This is a genomic window from Archangium lipolyticum, from assembly GCF_024623785.1.
In the GTDB taxonomy this organism is placed as follows: Bacteria; Myxococcota; Myxococcia; order Myxococcales; family Myxococcaceae; genus Archangium; species Archangium lipolyticum.
In genome coordinates this window covers 135,558-153,373 of record NZ_JANKBZ010000023.1, presented here as the reverse complement: position 1 = coordinate 153,373, position 17,816 = coordinate 135,558, and the positions used below count along the sequence as shown (strand labels likewise).

Here is a 17,816-nt window from a genome sequence, read left to right as displayed (position 1 = left end):
GCTGGGCCGGAGGGGCCGAGGAGAAACGCCTCACGCGCCGGAGCGCCGCTCCCCTACCCTCTCCCACGGAGGCGAGCCCGCGTATTGCTCCGCGAGGAAGGAGACGAAGGCCCTCACTTTTGAGGGCACCAGCCGCCCCGGCGGATGCACCGCGAAGATGCCGGTGTCAGGCACGGACCACCCCTCCAGCACCCGCACGAGCCGCCCGGCGCGCAGGTCCTCCGCGATGAGGAACGTGGCCAGCACGGTGACGCCACAACCCGCCACTGCCGCCTGCCGCAGCGCCTCGGCGTTGTCCGCGACGAGCGCCGGGCGGCCTCGCGCGGTCACCTGCTCCTCCCCTCTCCGAAGGTTCCACGACTGACCGTCCGATAGCAGGCTGAAGTAGAGACACGCGTGGTGCGCGAGGTCCTCCGGCTTCGCCAGCGGCCGCCGGCCCCGGAGGTAGGAAGGGGCCGCGACGAGGAGGCGGTGGTTCGTCGCGAGCCGGCGCACCACGAGGCTGGAGTCCGTGAGCGCGCCGATGCGGATGGCCACGTCGAACCGCTCCTGCACGAGGTCCACGTAGCGGTCCATGAACGAGAACTCCAGCCCGATGCGCGGGTAGCGGCGCAGGAAGTCCGGCAGCAGCGGCGCCACCTGGAGTTGGCCGAACAGGTTGGGCACGGCCACCCGCAGCCGCCCCCGGGGTTCCTCCGCCAGGCCCGAGACGAGCGCATCCGCGTCCTCCACGCGGGTGAGCACATCGGTGCACCGCTCCAGGTACAGCGTCCCGGCTTCCGTCAGCGACACGTGACGCGTGGTGCGCCGCAGGAGCGCGGTGCCCAGCGCGTCCTCCAGCCGGGCGATGCGCCGGCTCAGGGTGGAGGCGCTGATGCCCAGCTCGCGCGCCGCGTCCACGAAGCTCAGCGCCCGCGCCACCGCCGTGAAGCCGAGCATGTCCTCCAGCCGGTCCCTCAGTGCCACGCGATCCATGCCCTGCTCCTCCGCATTGTTGCGCGCGGTGCAAGAGTCTAGTGCGGCGCCCCGCGATGATGGGACGAAAGCCCTGGGCTACTTGTGCACCACACGCATCGGAGAGCACGAGGGAGTGCGGGCACCATGGCGGACACAAAGGGGTCGAAGTCGTTCCAGGAGAAGGTGGTCCTCGTCACGGGGGCTGGAAGCGGAATCGGGCAGGCCGCGGCGGTGGCCTTCGCTCGAGAGGGCGCCACGGTGGTCCTCGCGGGCCGGCGGCGCGCGGAGCTGGACGCGGTGGCGGCGGAAGTCGAGGCGGCCGGAGGACGGGCGCTCGCCCTCCCCACGGACGTGGCGAAGGTGGACGAGGTGGAGCGGCTCGTCCGCACGACGCTCGAGCGGTTCGACCGGCTGGACGCCGCCTTCAACAACGCGGGCGTGGAGGGCACTTTCGCCCCCATCCATGAACTGAAGGCCGAGGATTTCGACCACACCTTCGACATCAACGTGCGCGGCGTGTGGCTGTGCATGAAGTACGAGGTGGACGCCATGCTGCGCTCCGGGCGCGGCGGGGCCATCGTCAACAACTCCTCGTGGCTGGCACATGGCGCGCTGCCGGGCACCTCCCTCTACTCCGCCAGCAAGGCCGCGCTGGACGGGATGATTCGCGCGGTGGCGCTGGAGGGCATGGATCGCGGCGTACGCGTGAACAACGTCAACCCCGGCATCATCGACACGCCCATGCTCCACCGCCTCTCCACGGAGGAGACGCGGCGGCCCTTCATCACCCACACGCCCGCGCGCCGGCTCGGCAGCCCGGAGGAGGTAGCGGACGTGGTCCTCTGGCTGTGCTCCGACGGTGCCCGCTTCGTCACGGGGCAGAACGTCCTGGTCGATGGCGGCTACGCCCTCGCCGGCCATCGCCCCTGGGCGGGCACGGAGGCGCGATGAGTGGCCTGCACGTCCTGGGAGCGCTCACCGCCGCGCTGCTCACGGTCGCCACCCCCGTCACGGCGGCACGGCCCCACCGCGAGCGGCTGCCTCTGCCTGAGGGCCTCACATATCCCAACGGCATCACCCACGCGGAGGACGGGACGCTCTTCGTCGGCTCGGTGTCGAGCGGGCGCATCCTGCGCCGGGCCCCGGGAGGCGAGTGGACAGTGCTATTCCCGGGCTCCGAGGAGATCTTCGCCGTGACGAGCCTGCGGCTCGATGCGCCGCGCGGCCTGCTGTGGGGCACCTCGCCCGACGCCCTGGGACTGCTGCGTCCGGACGGCACCCTGGGGAAGCGTGCGCCCCGGCTCTTCGCGGTGGATGCGCGCACGGGCGAGGTCCGGCGCATCCTCCCCGTGCCGGAGGGAGGCATGGGCAACGACATCACCGTCGCTCCCGATGGCGGCCTGTACGTGACGGATAGCACGCGGGCCTCCGTCCTCTACCTTCGTCCCGGGGGTGAGCGGTTGGAGACGTACGTGTCCGATACCCGCTTCGCGTCCAAGGCGGCGGGGCTGTCTGGCATTGGCCCCGCGGGCATCGCGCTCGCGCCAGACGGACGGACGCTCTCCGTCAACACGTATGGGCCGGGCCGGCTCTTCCTCGTGCGCCCGGGAGCGGCGGGAGCGCCCCCCACCGTGAGCGAGGTGGAGCTGCCACGCCGTCTGGAGAATCCGGATGGAATGCGCTTCGCACCAGATGGCCGGCTGCTCGTGCTGGAGGGTGCGGCGAACAGTGGCGATGGGCGCGTGGTCCGCATCGACGTGCTCGGAAGGGCCTCCGGTCCGAGACCCATCGAGGTGCTGGCCTCCAGCATGGAGTCTCCCGTCAACCTCACGGTGGAATCGAATGGCCGCATCTGGGTGACCGAGGCCCGGCTGCGCGACAGGTTGCTGAAGGGCACGGCGGCGAAAGTGCCGGACGCGTTCTGGGTGACGAGGCTGGTACCCGGGAACTGAAGAGACCCGCGCGAGAGGACCCTCCTCGCGTGGGTGCCATCCTTGGGAGTCGTCGCGGATCAGCTCCTGTCTTCAGGCGTGCTGAGGGGACGCCGCTGGTGCTGGGCCTGGTGTCCCGGGAACATGGCCACGAAGAACTCCGACCAGCCGCCCATTCGCACGCGCAGCAGATCGTACTTCTCCGGGCTTCGCGTGGCCTCCGCGAAGGTCTCGGGGTTGGCGCACGTCACCGTCAGGATGTTGGAGCCCCTGCCCTCGGCGAACGCGGCGAGCACCCGCTGGAGCGAGACGACGGGGAACTCCTCGCGGATGTTGAAGTCCGTGGGAGCGCCGCTCGTGAAGGCATCCACGCCCTGCCCCGTGTAGCCCGAGAGCGCCTGCATGAAGCCCGCCACCTGGTGTGACACGGGTTGATCCGCGAAGCCAGGCGACGGGCTCAGGTCCGAGGCGAGCGTCTCCCCGAGGCGCCGGCCATCCGCCGAGGCCCCGAACATGGCGCCGAACTCGAGGTAGTTCTCGAAGGTGCCCACTCCCGGTTGGACCTGGAACCCGCCGAAGGGCTTGTCTGGCGTTCCGAGCCGTCGCGCGAGCTCCACCATCTTCTGGGCGGTGGGAGCCGCCGGCTCGGTGAAGACGCGCACCGACGTCTCCGCGATGCGCCGGAGCAGCTCGTTGCCCATGCCGTCGAGCTCCTGGTGGCCACGGCCGTACCTGGGCAGCGCCATGGCGACCTCCCGCAGCTTCTTGAACCGCTCGGCCTTGCCCTCGATGCGCGCCGGGCCGGCGAGCGTGCTGATGAACGGCTCATCCATCCGATAGCCCCAGTCGCAGATGAGCGCCTCCACGAGCTCCGGCAGCGAGGTCACCGCGGTGTCCGGATCGAACACCATCTTCTGGATGGCGTACAGCGAGTTGATCACCGTGGAGCAGCCAGTGAAGCAGGGGGCCACGATGTTGTAGCGCGCCCCGCCCTCGTAGAGATCCACCCCCTTGTCCAGGCAGTCGTCGATGAACACGGACAGCAGCGGCGACGGGCAGACGGCGCTCATCGTGCCGAAGACGCCGAGCAGCCCGTCCACCTGCTTCGCGTACATCCAGCTCAGGTGCTGGAAGAAGAGCGCCAGGAGCTGCTCGAACGAGCGGATCTCCTTGGGGGGTGGTGAGGTGAACGACACGCGCTGGCCTCGGAAGTACATGGGTCCGGCGGTGGTCCAGCTCTTGCCCTCGTTGAGCGCGGCCTCGAGCGGTTGGAGGACGCTCATCCCGCCCAGGGTGAACCAGTTCTGGCCAACGAGCTGCGGCTCGTAGCAGCCGTCGCAGGCGTAGTCGCGTGCGGCCTGGAGCGCCACCTCGCTGCGCCACGCCCCCGCTGCCTTGTCCACCACCGGTGTGAAAGCCGTCTCCCCGGTACCGTTGCCCACGTTGTCTCCGCTGTGGAGCAGCCCGGGGATGAACTTCTCGTCGCTGAGCAGGATGGGGTGCGCGCCGCCGCTCAGCAGCGCGAGCGAGGCCTCGTGCAGGTACTCCGGAGGGATGTCCTTGCGCACGCGCAGGGACAGGCAGGGGGCGTTGAGCGGCAACCGCCGGGCCGCGCGCAGGCACAACAGCGTCACCCGGTTGTACGCGGGCTTCCCCTCTCCCGGCGTCTCATCCGCCACGGTGCCGCCCACGGTCACCTGTTGGATCCACTGGTTGTTGGCGGCGCCCTGCGGGTAGTTGCCGCTCATGCCGCCCATCGCGAGGTTGCCGTAGGGCTGGTGATCCTCGACGAACTGGCGGTTGAGCTGCACCTTCTCGCCGATCTTGATCCAGAAGCAGTCGATGATCTCCTGCGCCTCGTCATCGAGCAGCCCGTTGGCCACGTCCCTTTCGTAGAAGGGGAAGAGCAGCTGATCGAGCCGGCCGATGGCCGTGGGCTCGCCAATGAGGTGCAGGCTCGAGTGCACCGTGAAGAGGAGCTGGGCGGCCTCGAGGAGCGTCTTGGGCGGCTCGCTGGAGAGCCGCATCATCCGCTCCGCGATGCTACGAGGACGACCTCAAGGCGTTCCTCCAGGCGGGCGGCGTCACCCCCAACGTCGCCGACGCGATCAACGAACTCGATGGCGGCCGCACTCGCCGGGCGTCAGCTCCGTCACAAAGGGTCAGCCGTCGCTCAATCGAAGGTGAGTGGTCGCGGTGGCTCCGCAATCACTCACCTCTCATTCGAACGAGCCCAGAGGAGCTCCAACAATGCGACCCATCACCCCCCGGCGGATCGTGACGACGTTCGTCGTCTCCTCTGCCCTCCTCGGCGGCTCCCTCCCCGCCGCCGCGCAGACCGGACCGGCCGCCGCGGCCGCCGCGCCGAACGGAACGACCACCTCGGACGCGGCCCAGGGGCTGCGCTACACGGGCGGCGCCGGAGCCAACCGGATCACGGTGGTCACCATCCCCGGCGACCGCTTCCTGGTGAGCGACACGTCCCCCATCACCGCCGGACCCGGCTGCACGCCCACCACCGTCGGCGGAGGGCTGTTCGCGGTGTCGTGTCTCGCGCCACGGACCCCCAACGGCCAGGTGTTCAAGCCGTTCCGGGTCGACGCCGGCGGAGGCGACGACGTCGTCAACAACTCCAGCGCGGCCCCCATGCGGGCCACGGGCGGGCCGGGCAACGACACCCTCAACGGTGGCTTCCTCGGCGACAACCTGAGCGACGGCAACGGCCGGGACACCCTCCGGGGCCATGGCGGCGACGACACCTTGTCCACCGACTTCGGACCGAACGATGGCCTGAGCGATGTGCTCGACGGCGGCGACGGTGCCGACGACCTGCGCGCGGGTCCCGGCAACGACCGGCTCATCGGTGGAGCCGGCGACGACACCCTTCGGGGCGGGGCCGGTGCGGACGTGTTCGACGGCGGCCCCGGCGCGCACGACGCGGTCGTCTACCTCGACAACGCCCACGACAACTACGTCCGGTTGGTGGCGTCGATCGACAACACGGACAACGACGGCATCGCCACGTTTGGGCCGCCCGTCGAGAAGGACAACATCCTCGACTCCGTCGAGGATCTGTTCGGCGGCCGCGGACCTGACGTGCTCGTCGGCAACGACGGCCCCAATCGCTTGCAAGGCAACCTCGGCAACGACGTCCTCGTCGGCAACAAGGGCGCCGATGTGCTCCGGGGCGGACCGGACAACGATACGTTGGCCACCAACGATCTGTTCGGGGTTCCGCAGCCCGACGGCGCCATCGACACCGCCGACGGGGGCTCCGGAACGGACACCTGCCACGTCCCGGCCAACGAGGGCGATGTGCGGATCTCCTGCGAGAACATCGATACGGATTGAGCGCGCCAGGAACCGACCCGGACCGCCCCCTGCCGCACGTCAGTTCCACTGCTGTGCGGGCGCGACGAGCTGCTCGCACAGCAGGGTCAGCGGCGTGGCCCAGTGGTCCTCCCACCGGAAGCTGGCGAGCTGCCGGGACTGGCTGCCGCGCCGGAACGCGGCCCACAACCGCCGGGCGTACTGGGCCGCATCCACTCCGGGCATCCTCTTGGACGCCTTCGCCGACTGGAGCAGGATGAGGAGCGAGGTGCGCAGGTGGAGGTTGCCCAGGGTGAACGCCTGCAGCTCCATCTCGCCCATGACGTCGGTGGTGTAGCCGGTCACCATGTGGTGGAAGTCATGCGTCTCCCGCAGGCGCGTGGCCACGTACTGGGCATCGTTCTTCGGCGGGGACAGAGTCTCGATGGGCGTCAGCCCCTGCTCCCGGAAGTAGCGCGCGAATGTGTGGCCGAGCGACCCCAAGGGGAGCTTCTCCAGCGCATCCAGGTCCAGGGCCGAAGCACGCAACGAGGGCTTCTCGGCCAGCAGGCGGCGGCCCTCCTCATGGCGGGAGAAGTCCTGGGCGAGCGCCGCGCACAGGCCAATCTCCACGCTGTCGTAGAACAGGGCGCCGTAGGCGGGATTCGTGGGATCGACCTGCAGGACCTTGAGCGCCTGAAGGCCCACCTGCAGGCGGGTGAGCAGTGAGGGATTCTCGGGGAGCGTGGGGAGGGGGGTGGTGAGGTCGGGCATGGTGCTGTCTCTCGTGGGGCTTCGGGTCTCGGAGGAGGAGCGCAAGCTCTGCGTCGGCCGCCGTCAGAGCAGCTGGACGACTTCGATCAAGTGGCCCTCGACATCGGTGACAAAGGCGACCTTCACGCCGTGCTCGACGGCGGAATAGGCCGGCTGGGCCACCGCGCCGCCGGCGGCTTTCGCACGCTCGACGAAGGCATCGACATCGTCGGTCATGAACCCGAGGATGACCTCGTCGTTGGCGGGCTTTGGAGCGTCGAGGAACTTGAGCAGGACGAAAGTAGCGCTCCCCTCGTGAGCTGGCGCGAACAGGATCTCACGGATGTTCCGGCCCGCGATGGATGCCTCGACTCGCCCGGTTTCGGCCAGACCACACACGGACGTGTAGAAGGCAGCCGAAGCCTCGAGGTCATTGACGAGGAGTTTCGTGAATCCGAATTTCGTATTCGACACACTTTTCAAGACAACCTCCAAGCCGTCAGGAACAGGTGAAGCTCAGGCCACGGTACGCAACCGCGTCACCGGGGCCTCTGGTGGATAGAACGTTGGACGACCTATGTCGTAGGCGGCGTTGATGGTGCGGATGAACACCGGATCATGCAGCGGATCCGTCGGTGTCTCGACATGGATTCCCTTCGAGCGCACGTCTTTGATCAGGGTGTCGAAGACCTGATCGAAGGTGAGATCCTCGGTATGGTCCATGTTCTTCTTCAGCTCCGCCAGGTCCTCGAACACCTCGGCCGACCAGTGAACGAGGAAGCGCAACTCGTCCGTATGGTAACGCGCGATCACCGCGTCACCGGTCTTCACAATCCAGTGCTCACGGCTGCCGGGGTCTCCGGCGAACACGCTGGTGAAGTCCAGCCCCGCCGGAAACTGCTGTTCTACAGGCCCGTTCGCCTCACCGCGATGGACCATCATTTCATTCTGGACGAGAACGCCACGATTGTAGATCGGCGGCTTCACGCGCTTGGGAGCCGCGCGCGGCCCATCGGGCCAATAGGTGAAGCCACTCCGGGGGTCATGCGAGAACCAGGTGATGACCTGGGCCATCTTGATGAGATGGTCGCGGAAGAGTCCCGACTTCCCCATGACGCTACAGAGCCAGGTCGGCGAATTCTCGTAACGGATGCCGCGGAAGCTCGGAGAGTCCAGGTGCCCGGGGTCCGTGTTGCCACACGGACCGTTCACATTGAACAGCATCATCTGGGGCCTGGCGTACCTGGCACCCCAGTAGTTCTTCGCCAGCTCCAGGAACCTGTCATTGTAGAAACAGTCGTTGATTTCGGGGAACAGACAGGTCGAATGGTTCCCGTAGAAGTTCCGGAACGTGGGCGACAGGAACATGTCGAGCGTCGGGGTCACTCCCTCCGGGACACCACCCGCGGAGGTGGCGATCAGCTCCTCGGCGGAGGCGAAATGCTGCGCGATGATCAGCTTGTGCGGCCCGCTGTCCCGCACCACCCCCAGTAACCGCCGCAACTGGTCCTCCGAGTAGACGCTGTCCAGTTCCCGCGGCGGAGCCACCGGGCGGAGGAGCTGAGCCAGCTCTTCTTTTCGAGCTTCGGTCAGCACTACCTTGTTCCCTGCAACAGCCGTCTCGCCACTCTTCATGGATTCCATTCTCCGCGATCCTGATCGCTTCGCTGACGCCCCCGATGATTTGTCATTGCGAGGAATAGAAAACAAACAACAACCCCTGGCGGGGCGCCGCTTAATCGACACACGCCCGGCGAGTGTCGAGGAAGTCCGCCCCGCGAAGGAGACGAGCAGCGTGTGGCCCAGCTTATAGCGGTACGCGGTGGCTAGCGGTCCAGCATGCTCGAGTCCGTGGAGATGAAGCGTACGTCGCGACCGCTGCACTCGTCTTCATCGAGCGGCTCCCACATGTCGCTGGCCAGCTCGAAGATGTGTGGCGGCACCACCATCGAGAAGGTCTCCCCCTTCTCATGGTTGCGTTGTTGCACACGCTCGCGGCGGAGCTCGCGGGGCGCATCCAGGACGTACACCGTCAAATCGTAACCTCTCGCGTCCACGCGCTCGTAGAGCCGCTCGCGGTCACATCGCTGAAGGAGGCCGATCTCGAGGATGACGTCAGTGCCCACGTCGATCATGTTCGTCGTCAGCCGCCAGATCTGCTCAATGCAGCGTGCGGTGCGCTCGACGTACCAGTCCATGACGCCGAAGTCCGGGCGGTCTGGGCTGAAGAGCCGCGCCATCCACTCATCCAGGTTCAGATGAACACCGCGATGCCGCTGCCCCAGCTGAAGGGCAAAGGTCGACTTGCCCGCCGCGACCGGGCCCACGAGGAGGTGAAGACGTGCCACGCTCCGACTCTGCTTCGTCGCCGCCAGCGGCGTCAACACGACCTCCCCTGTGTCCGACCATGACGAAACCGGGGCAGGCTCAGACGCTGATGACCGCTCCTCCCCGGGCGCTCTCTCGCTGGCTTCTCCTCCCGAGAAGTTGGCACGGCATACTTCGTTCGAGTTGCAAGAGAAATCTCTCCCGCCATCCAGTACACTGTTGTCTCCATGACAGTGACGGTGGACCCGCGCATCTCGAAATTCCTCCAGCGACTGGCCCCTGTCATGGCCAGCGTCGGTGTCGTCGTTGGCACCATCGTCCTGGTGGGCGGCTGGTGCTTCGGCGTCGAGTCCTTGACGGTCCTGGTGCCCGGCCTCCCCCCCATGGTGGCCCTCTCCGCGGCGGGGCTCATCCTCACTGGCCTGGCGCTGTGGCTGCTGAGTCCTGTCACCCCGGATCCACGCCGGCGCGGGGCAGGCCGGGTCTGCGCCACCCTGACCAGTCTCCTCGGAGCGCTCACCCTGGCCGAGTACATCTTCCACCAGGAGTGGCTCAGCCGACTGTGTGCCTGGCTGCTGCCCACGCGGAACGGGGCACTGCCACCCTCTCCCCAAACGGCGCTCGCCTTCCTCCTGCTCGGCCTGGCCCTGCTGCTGCTCGACGTGGAGACCCGGCGAGGTCTCAGGCCTGCGCAATACCTCGCGCTCACCGTGGCCGTGATCTCCTGGACCGCGCTGATCGGCTACGGCACGGGCGCCTCCCAGCTCCATACGCTGCCGGGTCTGCCCACGAAGCTCGGCATGGCCCTGCACACGTGCTCGGTCCTGGTCGCGCTGTGCCTCGGTATCCTCGCGGCCAGGCCCGAGCAGGGGCTCATGAGCACCCTGTCGGGAACGCACTCGGGCAGTGCCCTGGTGCGCCGCCTGCTGCCAGCCCTGCTCCTCGGCCCCTATGTGCTGGGCCACCTGTCCCTGCTGGGCACCCGGTCCGGCCTCTACACCCCCACGACGGCCTTCGCCCTCGTCACGGGCATGCTGACCTTCATCGGGCTGCCGTTCATCTGGTTGGCCTCCCGCAGGCTCAACCATGCCGGGCTCGCGCTCGAGCAGTCCTACCGCACCGAGGCGCTCCAGCGGGCATGGCTCATGAGCATCATCCAGCAGATGCCCGAAGGGGTCCTCATCCTGGACGAGCAGGGCCACATCCTCGTGGCCAATGCGGCCGCCCAGTCGCTCCGCTCCAGGGAGTCCGGTGGGCTCGATGTCCCAGGTCCCCAGCTCCGCTTCGACATGCGGAGTCCCTCCGGAGAGCCCGTCCCCCCGGAGGAGGTCCCCTGCGTCCGGGCCCTGGTCCGCGGCGAACCGGAGGTGGGCATCGAGCTGTCGCTCCAGACGTGGGATGGGCGGAGCGTGCCGGTGCTGGCGAGCGCGACTCCCATCCACGGGAACAAGGGGTCGCGCAGTGGAGCGGTCGCCATCTTCCATGACATCTCCCTGCTCAAGGAACTCGAGCGCCAGCGGGAGGAATGGACCTCGCTGGTCGCCCATGATCTGCGCCAGCCGGTCAGCGTCATCGCCCTCGCGCTCGATGCGCTGCGCCATGACACCCCGGGCGGTCCGTCCGAGGAGCAGCAGGAACCCCTCCAGTGGATCGACACCAGCGTGGGCAGGCTCCGCAGGATGATCGAGGACCTCCTGGATGCCTCGCGCATCGAGGCGCGGCAGCTCCGTCTGGAGCGGCAGCCCGTGGTGCTCACGGAGCTGGTACACGAGAGCGTCAGGCGGATGCAGGGCCAGGCCGAGGGCCGCCCCCTCCGTGTCACCGCCACGGAGGAGACCCGGACGCTGGCGGACCCGCTGCGTATCGATCAGGTGCTCACCAACCTGCTCTCGAATGCCGTGAAGTACGGCGCGCTCCACACTCCCATCGACGTCGAGCTCCACCGCCAGGAGGATGAGCTGCGGGTCTCGGTGTCCAACGAGGGACCCGGTATCGCGCCGGAGGATCTGCCCCACCTGTTCCAGCGCTTCCATCGCACGAAGGAGGGCCGCAAACAGGCGGCGGGCATCGGCCTGGGCCTCTATATCTGCAAGGGGCTCGTCGAAGCGCATGGCGGCCGGCTCTGGGCCGAGAGCGAGCCCGGCCTCAGGACGACCTTCTCCTTCAGCCTGCCGGTGGTGGAGCGGGCGGAGCCGCCAACGGGTGGCCGGGGTTGAGGGCGCCCCGAGCAATCACACCCGGAGTCGAAGAGAGCCGTTGCCACGCCCACCCCGACCAGCCCGCGCTCGGGGTCTGCACCCGATGCTGGTGTGCTCCATCATCGGCCTGCGGCGCGTGAACCCGAACGCGCACCCGCCCATCGGACGCAAGGGACAGGCAATCGCTGGCATCGTGCTCGGCACGGTGGGGTGCCTCATCTGGGGTGGCGTGCTGGTGCTCTCCCTCCTGAGCTGACGCATCCGTTCGGTGCACCGGCCCGCTTCGTGGTAGTGGGGCGCTCGACCATGGATTCCCACCACGGCGCCGTCACGCTCCAGATCAACCTCGCGCCCACCGACCTTCCCCACGCGCGCCACATCCTGCCGCACCAGTTGCGGCAGCTCGCCTCCTCCGTGGACGAAGTGCTTCTCGTGTTGGATCTGCACCGCAGCAAGGGCCATCGCTTCGCGGCGGCGTGGGAGGAGCGCCGCCCGGGGATGGAGGCCCTGCTCTCGGAGCTGTGCGCGCGCTACCCACGGGCCACGGTGCGCGAGGTGGACTACTCCCCCGCCACCGCCTCCGCCATGGCCGAGCGATTCTTCGGCGGAAAGCCAGTCCCCCTGAAGGACTCGCGCGGCGGGCCGTACTACTCATACATGTACGGGCTGCACGCGGCGACGCACGACCACGTCTTCCACCTCGACGCGGACATCCTCCTGGGGGGCGGCTCTCCCACCTGGGTGTCCGAGGCCGTGCAACTGCTGGCCTCCCGGCCGGAGCTCCTCTACTGCGCGCCCCACCCCGGCCCTCCCACCGCCGACGGGCGCCTGCGCATCCACCTGCGCGGTGGCATCGAGCCGGATCCCTCCGTTCCCGCCGGATTCCTGATGCGGCGCTTCAGCACCCGCGTCTTCCTGATGGACCGGCGCAGGCTCCTCGAGCGGCTCGTGCCCTTGAAGCGCAAGCTGGCGCCCCCCATCCATCTGCTCCGGGCGCTGCGCGCGGGCAATCCCCCGTACCGCGAGCCGGAGAACATCCTCACCCGCGCCATGGAACGCGAGGGCCTGCGGCGGCTCGACTTCCTGGGCCAGTCTCCGGGGCTGTGGAGCCTGCACCCGAAGTGGCGCTCGAAGGAGTTCTACGACGCGCTCCCCGAGGTCATCCGCCGGGTGGAGACGGGTGACATGCCCGAGGCCCAACGCGGTGATGACGATCTCAACGACAGCCTCGTGGACTGGACGAGCGCCCGGGCCGCGCTGCGCCAGCGCAAGTCCTGACGCGTGGCTCGAAAGCGGCGCCAGGCGGTCGGAGGCTGGAGGTTGCTTCAAAGGTGAGAAACCCCTGTCCGATTTCAAGACACCCTGACATCCCCCCCGAACCTCGCGGGATGATTGGAGCATCGCCGCGTTTTCGTAACGACTCTTTACGCCTCCACGCCTTGGAGGTGGAGCCTGGATGCTCCACTCTGGCAGCACCGCCGCTGTAACCCTCCATTTCCACGAAAGTGAGAAACTGGCCCGTGCCTTGCTACGGGAGGGCCCTACCCCGGAAGCACACAGCAGCGGGCCCCCCAGCAAAGGAAGTCGTTCGCATGAGCAAGAACGTTCGAGTCGGTTTCAAGTGGATGGCCGGATGGCTCGTGGGTGCGTCCCTCATCGGCGCCTGCGGCGCTCCCTCGGACGAGTCCACGAGGAACGGGGATGGGCTGACGCAGGAGACCCAGGAGCTCGCCGCCAGGGCCGTGTCGGTGCGGCTGAGCACGGACAAGGCCCTCATCGGCGCCAACGAGAAGGCCTCGGTGACGATCACCCTCACCAACGACTCGCGTCACGCAGTGAAGCTGCTCAAGTGGTACACGCCCGTCGAGGGCCTGGAGGAGGAGCTGCTCCAGGTGAAGCTCGCCGGAGCGCCCGTGGCCTTCCAGGGCCCGCACTACAAGCGTCCCGCGGCCCAGGAGAAGGACTACATCACCCTGGAGGCCGGTGAGAGCACGACGAGCACGGTGGATCTCGGAGAGGTGTATGACCTGTCGCAGACCGGCCAGTACATCATCCGCTTCACCGTGGCGCCGAAGCAGCTCCACGGCAACGCCTCCTTCCAGGGCGGGAAGATCGAGTCCAACGAGGTGAGCCTGTGGATCGAGGGCCGCGCGCTCGCCCAGGCCAGGCCGGGCGACGTGGTGAGCCTGGGCACCCTCTCGTTCAGCGGCCGCTGCTCCACCACGCAGCAGTCCACCATCATCGAGGCCATCAACGCCGCCAGCGCCATGGCCAACGACTCGAACGCCTACCTCACCGGCACCACGCCCTCGGGCACGCCGCGCTACTCCACCTGGTTCGGGGCCTTCTCCACCAGCGGCTGGAGCACCGCGCAGAGCCACTTCGCCAAGATCAAGGACGGCTTCGACACAAAGCCAATCACCATCGATTGCGGCTGCAAGAAGAACTATTACGCCTACGTGTACCCGAACCAGCCCTACACCATCTACGTGTGCAGCGCCTTCTGGTCCGCGCCAATGACCGGCACGGATTCCAAGGGCGGCACGCTCATCCACGAGATGAGCCACTTCACCGTCGTCGCGGGCACGGATGATCACGTGTACGGACAGGCCGGCGCCAAGAACCTGGCGCTCACCAACCCGACCAACGCCCTCGACAACGCGGACAACCACGAGTACTTCGCCGAGAACACGCCGTTCCTGCAGTGAGCAGCAAACGGCGGTGAGCGCGGGAGCCCTCCAGACAGGGGGGCCCCGTGCATGCTATGGGCGGCGCATGCCCAACAAGACGATCATCGACGGACTGGATGGACTCAAGGCGCTGGTCGGGCAGCAGCTCGGCGCCTCCGAGTGGAAGGAGCTCGCGTACGAGGACATCGTGCGCTTCGCCGAGGCCACGGGGGACTTCCAGTGGATCCACCTGGACCGCGAGCGGTGCCAGCGCGAGTCTCCCTTTGGAGTGCCCATCGCCCATGGGTACTTCAGCGTCTCGCGCATCGCGGGGCTGTTCTTCGAGGTCGTGGAGATCCGCGGCTTCGCGCTCGTGCTGAACTACGGCCTCAACAAGGTCCGCTTCCCCGCCCCGCTCAAGCTGGGCGCCCGCTACCGGCTGAGCCTCAAGCTGGCCGAGCTCAAGGACATTCCCAAGGGTGTCGAGGCCCAGCTGCTCGCGAGCATCGAGATCGAAGGCGAGTCCAAGCCGGCGTGCGCCGCGGAGGTGCTCTACCGTTACATGCTCGCGTGAGCGCCTCGGAGTGGGAGCCCGGGACTCCCCTAGGGACTCCCCTACTCCTCGCGGCAGTCCGCCCAGCTCACGCCCGAGCCACGCGTCTCGCGCCAGATGCGTGGGAGTGCCTCGAGCGCCTTCGGGTGGATGTCGTGGAACAGGATGTTCCCGTGCCGCCACAGCAGCATCAGTGACAGCACGCGCCCGGCGGCCCTCGAGCCCGTGATGCGCGCGTGCCAGTCCTGGGAGTCGATGTTCCACAGGACGCTCTTCATTCCGCCGTGCTCCAGGGCCTGGAGGAAGGACGCGTTGCGCTGGCCGTATGGCGGGCGGAACAGCGTCAGCTTCTCCTGGCCCTCCGGCAGGCTCTCCGCGAGCCGGGCGTGGAAGGACTCCATTCCCTTCACCGCGCCGGCCCAGGTGGCGTGGGAGCGGTGCTCCTGCCCATGCGAGCCGACGCACATCCCCGCGTAGAGCGCCCGGAACTGCTCCACCGGGGCCGCCTTCCGCCGGGAGTCGTACTGGGTGCCCAGCAGGAAGAAGGCCGCGTGGATGCCCTCGGCCCGGAGCCGCGTGGTGAGCCTGTCCGTGCCACCGTCCCTGGGCGTGGGGCCGTCGTCGAAGGTGAGCAGGAAGTGCCGATCCGGCAGCTCGAGACCGAAGCGCTCGGAGGACGCCAGCGGGAAGATCTCGCTCGTCACCCTCGGGAACAACCCCGCGAGCCGGACCTGCTCGTACAGGTAGCCCTGGTGGAAGGGCTTCTGCTCCGCGTACCACGGCGACAGCTCCGCCGGCAGCTTCCCGAGGCCCGTCCGTGCGGTGGTGACCAGAGCCTCCCAGCTCGCGGGCACCTGGCCCTCGCAGAAGAGCGCCCCGGCGGTGCACGTCTCCCGGGCCTTCGCGAAGTTCTCCACCAGCACCTTCCTCATCCACTCCTTCCACCGCGCCACCGACGCGGCGTCGCCCGAGGCTCCCGCTCGCGTGTCGGAGTCCGCCAGCGCCTCGACGAACACGGCGATCTCCGCGCGGGAGGCCACATCGAAGGCACTGGGGGACTCCAGCGGCCAGGGCCAGTGGGCGCGCTCGGTCACGGACACCTTCAGGCCCGCCGCGTGGGCGGAAGACGCGAGCAGCGGGACGCAGAGGAGCGCGGTCAGCAGTCGGAACGGACGGAACATGGGAAGGGAGTCCTCTCGGGAGACGTGGGGCGTGAGCGCTACCTCGCGGCCTCGGCCTCGCCCTGCTTGCGCTGCATGCGCAGGATCGCGTCGTCGTAGACCTTCATGGGCCGGTTCTGGTTCGCCCACCAGAAGTTCTGCTCGGCCTGCTTCCAGTCTCCCTGGGCCTCGAAGATGCGCGCGATGTTGTAGTACGAGCTGGCCATCACTCCATTCTTTCCGGAGCCCCGCGCGAGCGCGATCGCCTTGCGGTTGGCCCAGATGGCGTTCGGGAAGTCGCCCACCTTCTGGTACGCCAGTCCCAGGTTGCTGTAGGCCTGCGCGTGCGACGGATCCTTGTCCACCGCCTGCTGGTAGAGCGCGATCGACTCCTTCAGCTTGCCCTGGTGGTAGAGCTGCTCGCCCTTCTTGTTCAGCGACTGCGAGCTGTCCGCCTCCGCCACCGTGCGGCGCGAGCGGGAGATGCGCTCGAGCAGCGCCGGCGGCTCGCCCGTGTACACCTGCACCTCGGCGAGTCCCGTCAGGTCCGAGCCGCCGTGCACGCTGACGATCTCCAGCTCCAGCGAGCCCGCGGAGACCGAGGGGGACAGCTCGAACTCCTGCCGGCCCTTGCCCTTCTCCAGGGTGATGACCTTGCTGTAGCTCCCGAGCGAGAGCCGCACCTCCTTGGGGCACCCGTAGCCGGCAGGCGGCGGAGTCAGGGCCACGCGGCTCACGGACTCCTGCTTCTCGAAGCGCATGTGGAGCCACTCACCGATGCCCTGGCCGGGCACGCCCTCGGCCCACACCGTGTCCGGCGAGCCGTCCACCACGTGGAGCGGCGCGTACCGGCTCTCCTCGCCCGCGAAGAAGTCCATGCGGGAGCTGGCGGTGACCCAGCTCGGCGCCCGGTACTGCGTCACGTCGAGCCCGGTGTCCTTGCCCACCTTCACCCGCACCTCCACGGCGCGCCGGGTGGCGTCGTCCTGCGGCCGGGGGCTGCGGTAGCTGACGACGTAGTTCACCGCGACGCCGCCCGCGAGCGAGCGGACGATCTCCCGGAAGTCACCCGCGTCCTTGTCGAAGAAGGTGCCACCCAGCCGCTCCGGCATCCAGTGGTAGGGCTCCAGGTCGGGCCCCACCACGTGGAGCTGCACCCCCTTGGACTGGAGCGACTCCACGACGCCTTGCGCGGTGCGGGAGGTAACCGAATCGCTGGAATGGAAGGACGCGTCGGTGACGAGCAGGAAGACCTTCTTCGCGCCCGGCCGGTGCGGCAGCTTCGAGGCCTCCACGAGCGCGTCGAGCTGGTTCTCCGGCTCGTCCCCTCCGCCATCCGCCGTCAGCTTCGAGAGCTGCCGTTTGAACGCCTCCACGTCGGAGGTGTACGAAAACACGCGCTCGACGCTATCCGAGTACGAGACGAGCGCGAGCCGGAAGTCGAAGCCGCTGTTGCCGAGGATGTCCGCGAACTGACGCGAGCGCTCCACCAGGCCGGCGATCTCCTCGCTCATGCTGCCCGTCTGGTCGAAGACGAAGACGACGTCCACCGGAGAAGAGGTGGCGGTGCCCTCCAGGCGCTGCTCCTCGAAGGAGACGAGCTCTCCGGGGCTCATGTCCTCGCGGATGGAGAAGGCCTCGCGGGTGAGCCCGCCAATGCGCTTGCCCGTGCCGCGATCGCGCACGTTGACGGTGAGCTTGACGAAGGGGAACTGGCTGCTCTGCGGGGTGATGATGACCTCGGGCGCCGCGGCTCCAGCGGTGGAGGCGGCGAGGCACAGCGAGGCGGCGAGGGACTTGAACCAGCGCATGAGGGCACCTGCGGATGAGGGATACCGTCCCCCAAAGCACGCGGCGTGCCGATGGCCGGACAGGCGGACGAGCCCAGGAAAGGCTCCTCCCAGCCACGGTCGCGGTCCCTTCGAGGCCGGGCGACGTGGCCGGGCGGCCACATCGCG

Annotated in this window: 16 protein-coding genes; 8 read left to right on the top strand and 8 right to left on the bottom strand. The window is 68.3% G+C overall.

The annotated features are described in order from the left end of the window. Positions 1-30: 30 nt before the first annotated feature. Complete coding sequence (locus tag NR810_RS36130) at positions 31-975, bottom strand: LysR family transcriptional regulator (protein ID WP_257459205.1); 945 nt, start codon at positions 973-975, stop codon at positions 31-33. 126 nt (positions 976-1,101) lie between these two features. On the opposite strand from NR810_RS36130, the gene NR810_RS36125 reads away from it, so the two are divergent. Both NR810_RS36125 and NR810_RS36120 read left to right on the top strand, forming a co-directional pair. After that, complete coding sequence (locus tag NR810_RS36125; protein ID WP_257459204.1) at positions 1,102-1,908, top strand: SDR family NAD(P)-dependent oxidoreductase; 807 nt, start codon at positions 1,102-1,104, stop codon at positions 1,906-1,908. Next, positions 1,905-2,909, top strand: coding sequence for an SMP-30/gluconolactonase/LRE family protein (locus NR810_RS36120; protein ID WP_257459199.1), 1,005 nt, complete (start codon positions 1,905-1,907; stop codon positions 2,907-2,909). The genes NR810_RS36125 and NR810_RS36120 overlap by 4 nt, the downstream gene beginning before the upstream one ends. A gap of 59 nt (positions 2,910-2,968) precedes the next feature. On the opposite strand, the gene NR810_RS36115 is transcribed toward NR810_RS36120, so the two are convergent. Beyond that, positions 2,969-4,930, bottom strand: a complete 1,962-nt coding sequence (locus NR810_RS36115) for a pyruvate formate lyase family protein (RefSeq protein ID WP_257459275.1) — start codon at positions 4,928-4,930, stop codon at positions 2,969-2,971. Positions 4,931-5,138: 208 nt separating this feature from the next. Here NR810_RS36115 and NR810_RS36110 point away from each other — a divergent pair, with 208 nt between their 5' ends. Beyond that, the gene (locus NR810_RS36110) at positions 5,139-6,239 is read left to right on the top strand and encodes a calcium-binding protein (RefSeq protein WP_257459197.1); all 1,101 of its coding nucleotides are present in this window, start codon (positions 5,139-5,141) and stop codon (positions 6,237-6,239) included. Positions 6,240-6,278: 39 nt separating this feature from the next. Here NR810_RS36110 and NR810_RS36105 read toward each other — a convergent pair whose 3' ends face one another. The 4 genes from NR810_RS36105 to NR810_RS36090 form a co-directional block, all read right to left on the bottom strand. After that, complete coding sequence (locus tag NR810_RS36105; RefSeq protein ID WP_257459194.1) at positions 6,279-6,971, bottom strand: ubiquinone biosynthesis protein COQ4; 693 nt, start codon at positions 6,969-6,971, stop codon at positions 6,279-6,281. Positions 6,972-7,034: 63 nt separating this feature from the next. Then, a complete protein-coding gene (locus tag NR810_RS36100) occupies positions 7,035-7,424 on the bottom strand; it encodes a VOC family protein (RefSeq protein ID WP_257459192.1) in 390 nt (129 codons plus the stop codon). Between the two features lie 42 nt (positions 7,425-7,466). Continuing rightward, positions 7,467-8,594: a hypothetical protein gene (locus NR810_RS36095; RefSeq protein WP_257459190.1), complete on the bottom strand. Its 1,128-nt coding sequence runs from the start codon at positions 8,592-8,594 to the stop codon at positions 7,467-7,469. 182 nt (positions 8,595-8,776) lie between these two features. Further along, on the bottom strand, positions 8,777-9,298 hold the full coding sequence (locus tag NR810_RS36090; protein WP_257459188.1) for an AAA family ATPase: 522 nt from the start codon (positions 9,296-9,298) through the stop codon (positions 8,777-8,779). A gap of 207 nt (positions 9,299-9,505) precedes the next feature. Between NR810_RS36090 and NR810_RS36085 the strand changes: the two genes are divergently transcribed. From NR810_RS36085 to NR810_RS36065, 5 genes are all read left to right on the top strand, one after another. Then, the gene (locus tag NR810_RS36085) at positions 9,506-11,494 is read left to right on the top strand and encodes a sensor histidine kinase (protein WP_257459186.1); all 1,989 of its coding nucleotides are present in this window, start codon (positions 9,506-9,508) and stop codon (positions 11,492-11,494) included. An 85-nt stretch (positions 11,495-11,579) separates the two neighbouring features. Further along, the gene (locus NR810_RS36080) at positions 11,580-11,732 is read left to right on the top strand and encodes a hypothetical protein (RefSeq protein ID WP_257459184.1); all 153 of its coding nucleotides are present in this window, start codon (positions 11,580-11,582) and stop codon (positions 11,730-11,732) included. A gap of 50 nt (positions 11,733-11,782) precedes the next feature. After that, complete coding sequence (locus NR810_RS36075; protein WP_257459181.1) at positions 11,783-12,754, top strand: hypothetical protein; 972 nt, start codon at positions 11,783-11,785, stop codon at positions 12,752-12,754. A 314-nt stretch (positions 12,755-13,068) separates the two neighbouring features. Next, positions 13,069-14,184, top strand: coding sequence for a M35 family metallo-endopeptidase (locus NR810_RS36070; protein WP_257459179.1), 1,116 nt, complete (start codon positions 13,069-13,071; stop codon positions 14,182-14,184). Positions 14,185-14,251: 67 nt separating this feature from the next. Continuing rightward, the gene (locus tag NR810_RS36065; RefSeq protein WP_257459177.1) at positions 14,252-14,719 is read left to right on the top strand and encodes a MaoC family dehydratase; all 468 of its coding nucleotides are present in this window, start codon (positions 14,252-14,254) and stop codon (positions 14,717-14,719) included. Between the two features lie 41 nt (positions 14,720-14,760). Here NR810_RS36065 and NR810_RS36060 read toward each other — a convergent pair whose 3' ends face one another. Further along, positions 14,761-15,879, bottom strand: a complete 1,119-nt coding sequence (locus NR810_RS36060; protein WP_257459176.1) for a polysaccharide deacetylase family protein — start codon at positions 15,877-15,879, stop codon at positions 14,761-14,763. 38 nt (positions 15,880-15,917) lie between these two features. Beyond that, positions 15,918-17,669: an NADase-type glycan-binding domain-containing protein gene (locus NR810_RS36055; protein WP_257459174.1), complete on the bottom strand. Its 1,752-nt coding sequence runs from the start codon at positions 17,667-17,669 to the stop codon at positions 15,918-15,920. Positions 17,670-17,816: the final 147 nt, after the last annotated feature.

Coding starts and splice junctions, on each gene's coding strand:
- NR810_RS36130 (WP_257459205.1), bottom strand. CDS start 975: ATGGATCGCGTGGCACTGAGGGACCGGCTGGAGGACATGCTCGGCTTC.
- NR810_RS36095 (WP_257459190.1), bottom strand. CDS start 8,594: ATGGAATCCATGAAGAGTGGCGAGACGGCTGTTGCAGGGAACAAGGTA.
- NR810_RS36055 (WP_257459174.1), bottom strand. CDS start 17,669: ATGCGCTGGTTCAAGTCCCTCGCCGCCTCGCTGTGCCTCGCCGCCTCC.
- NR810_RS36120 (WP_257459199.1), top strand. CDS start 1,905: ATGAGTGGCCTGCACGTCCTGGGAGCGCTCACCGCCGCGCTGCTCACG.
- NR810_RS36105 (WP_257459194.1), bottom strand. CDS start 6,971: ATGCCCGACCTCACCACCCCCCTCCCCACGCTCCCCGAGAATCCCTCA.
- NR810_RS36125 (WP_257459204.1), top strand. CDS start 1,102: ATGGCGGACACAAAGGGGTCGAAGTCGTTCCAGGAGAAGGTGGTCCTC.
- NR810_RS36080 (WP_257459184.1), top strand. CDS start 11,580: ATGCTGGTGTGCTCCATCATCGGCCTGCGGCGCGTGAACCCGAACGCG.
- NR810_RS36065 (WP_257459177.1), top strand. CDS start 14,252: ATGCCCAACAAGACGATCATCGACGGACTGGATGGACTCAAGGCGCTG.
- NR810_RS36060 (WP_257459176.1), bottom strand. CDS start 15,879: ATGTTCCGTCCGTTCCGACTGCTGACCGCGCTCCTCTGCGTCCCGCTG.
- NR810_RS36110 (WP_257459197.1), top strand. CDS start 5,139: ATGCGACCCATCACCCCCCGGCGGATCGTGACGACGTTCGTCGTCTCC.
- NR810_RS36075 (WP_257459181.1), top strand. CDS start 11,783: ATGGATTCCCACCACGGCGCCGTCACGCTCCAGATCAACCTCGCGCCC.
- NR810_RS36085 (WP_257459186.1), top strand. CDS start 9,506: ATGACAGTGACGGTGGACCCGCGCATCTCGAAATTCCTCCAGCGACTG.
- NR810_RS36070 (WP_257459179.1), top strand. CDS start 13,069: ATGAGCAAGAACGTTCGAGTCGGTTTCAAGTGGATGGCCGGATGGCTC.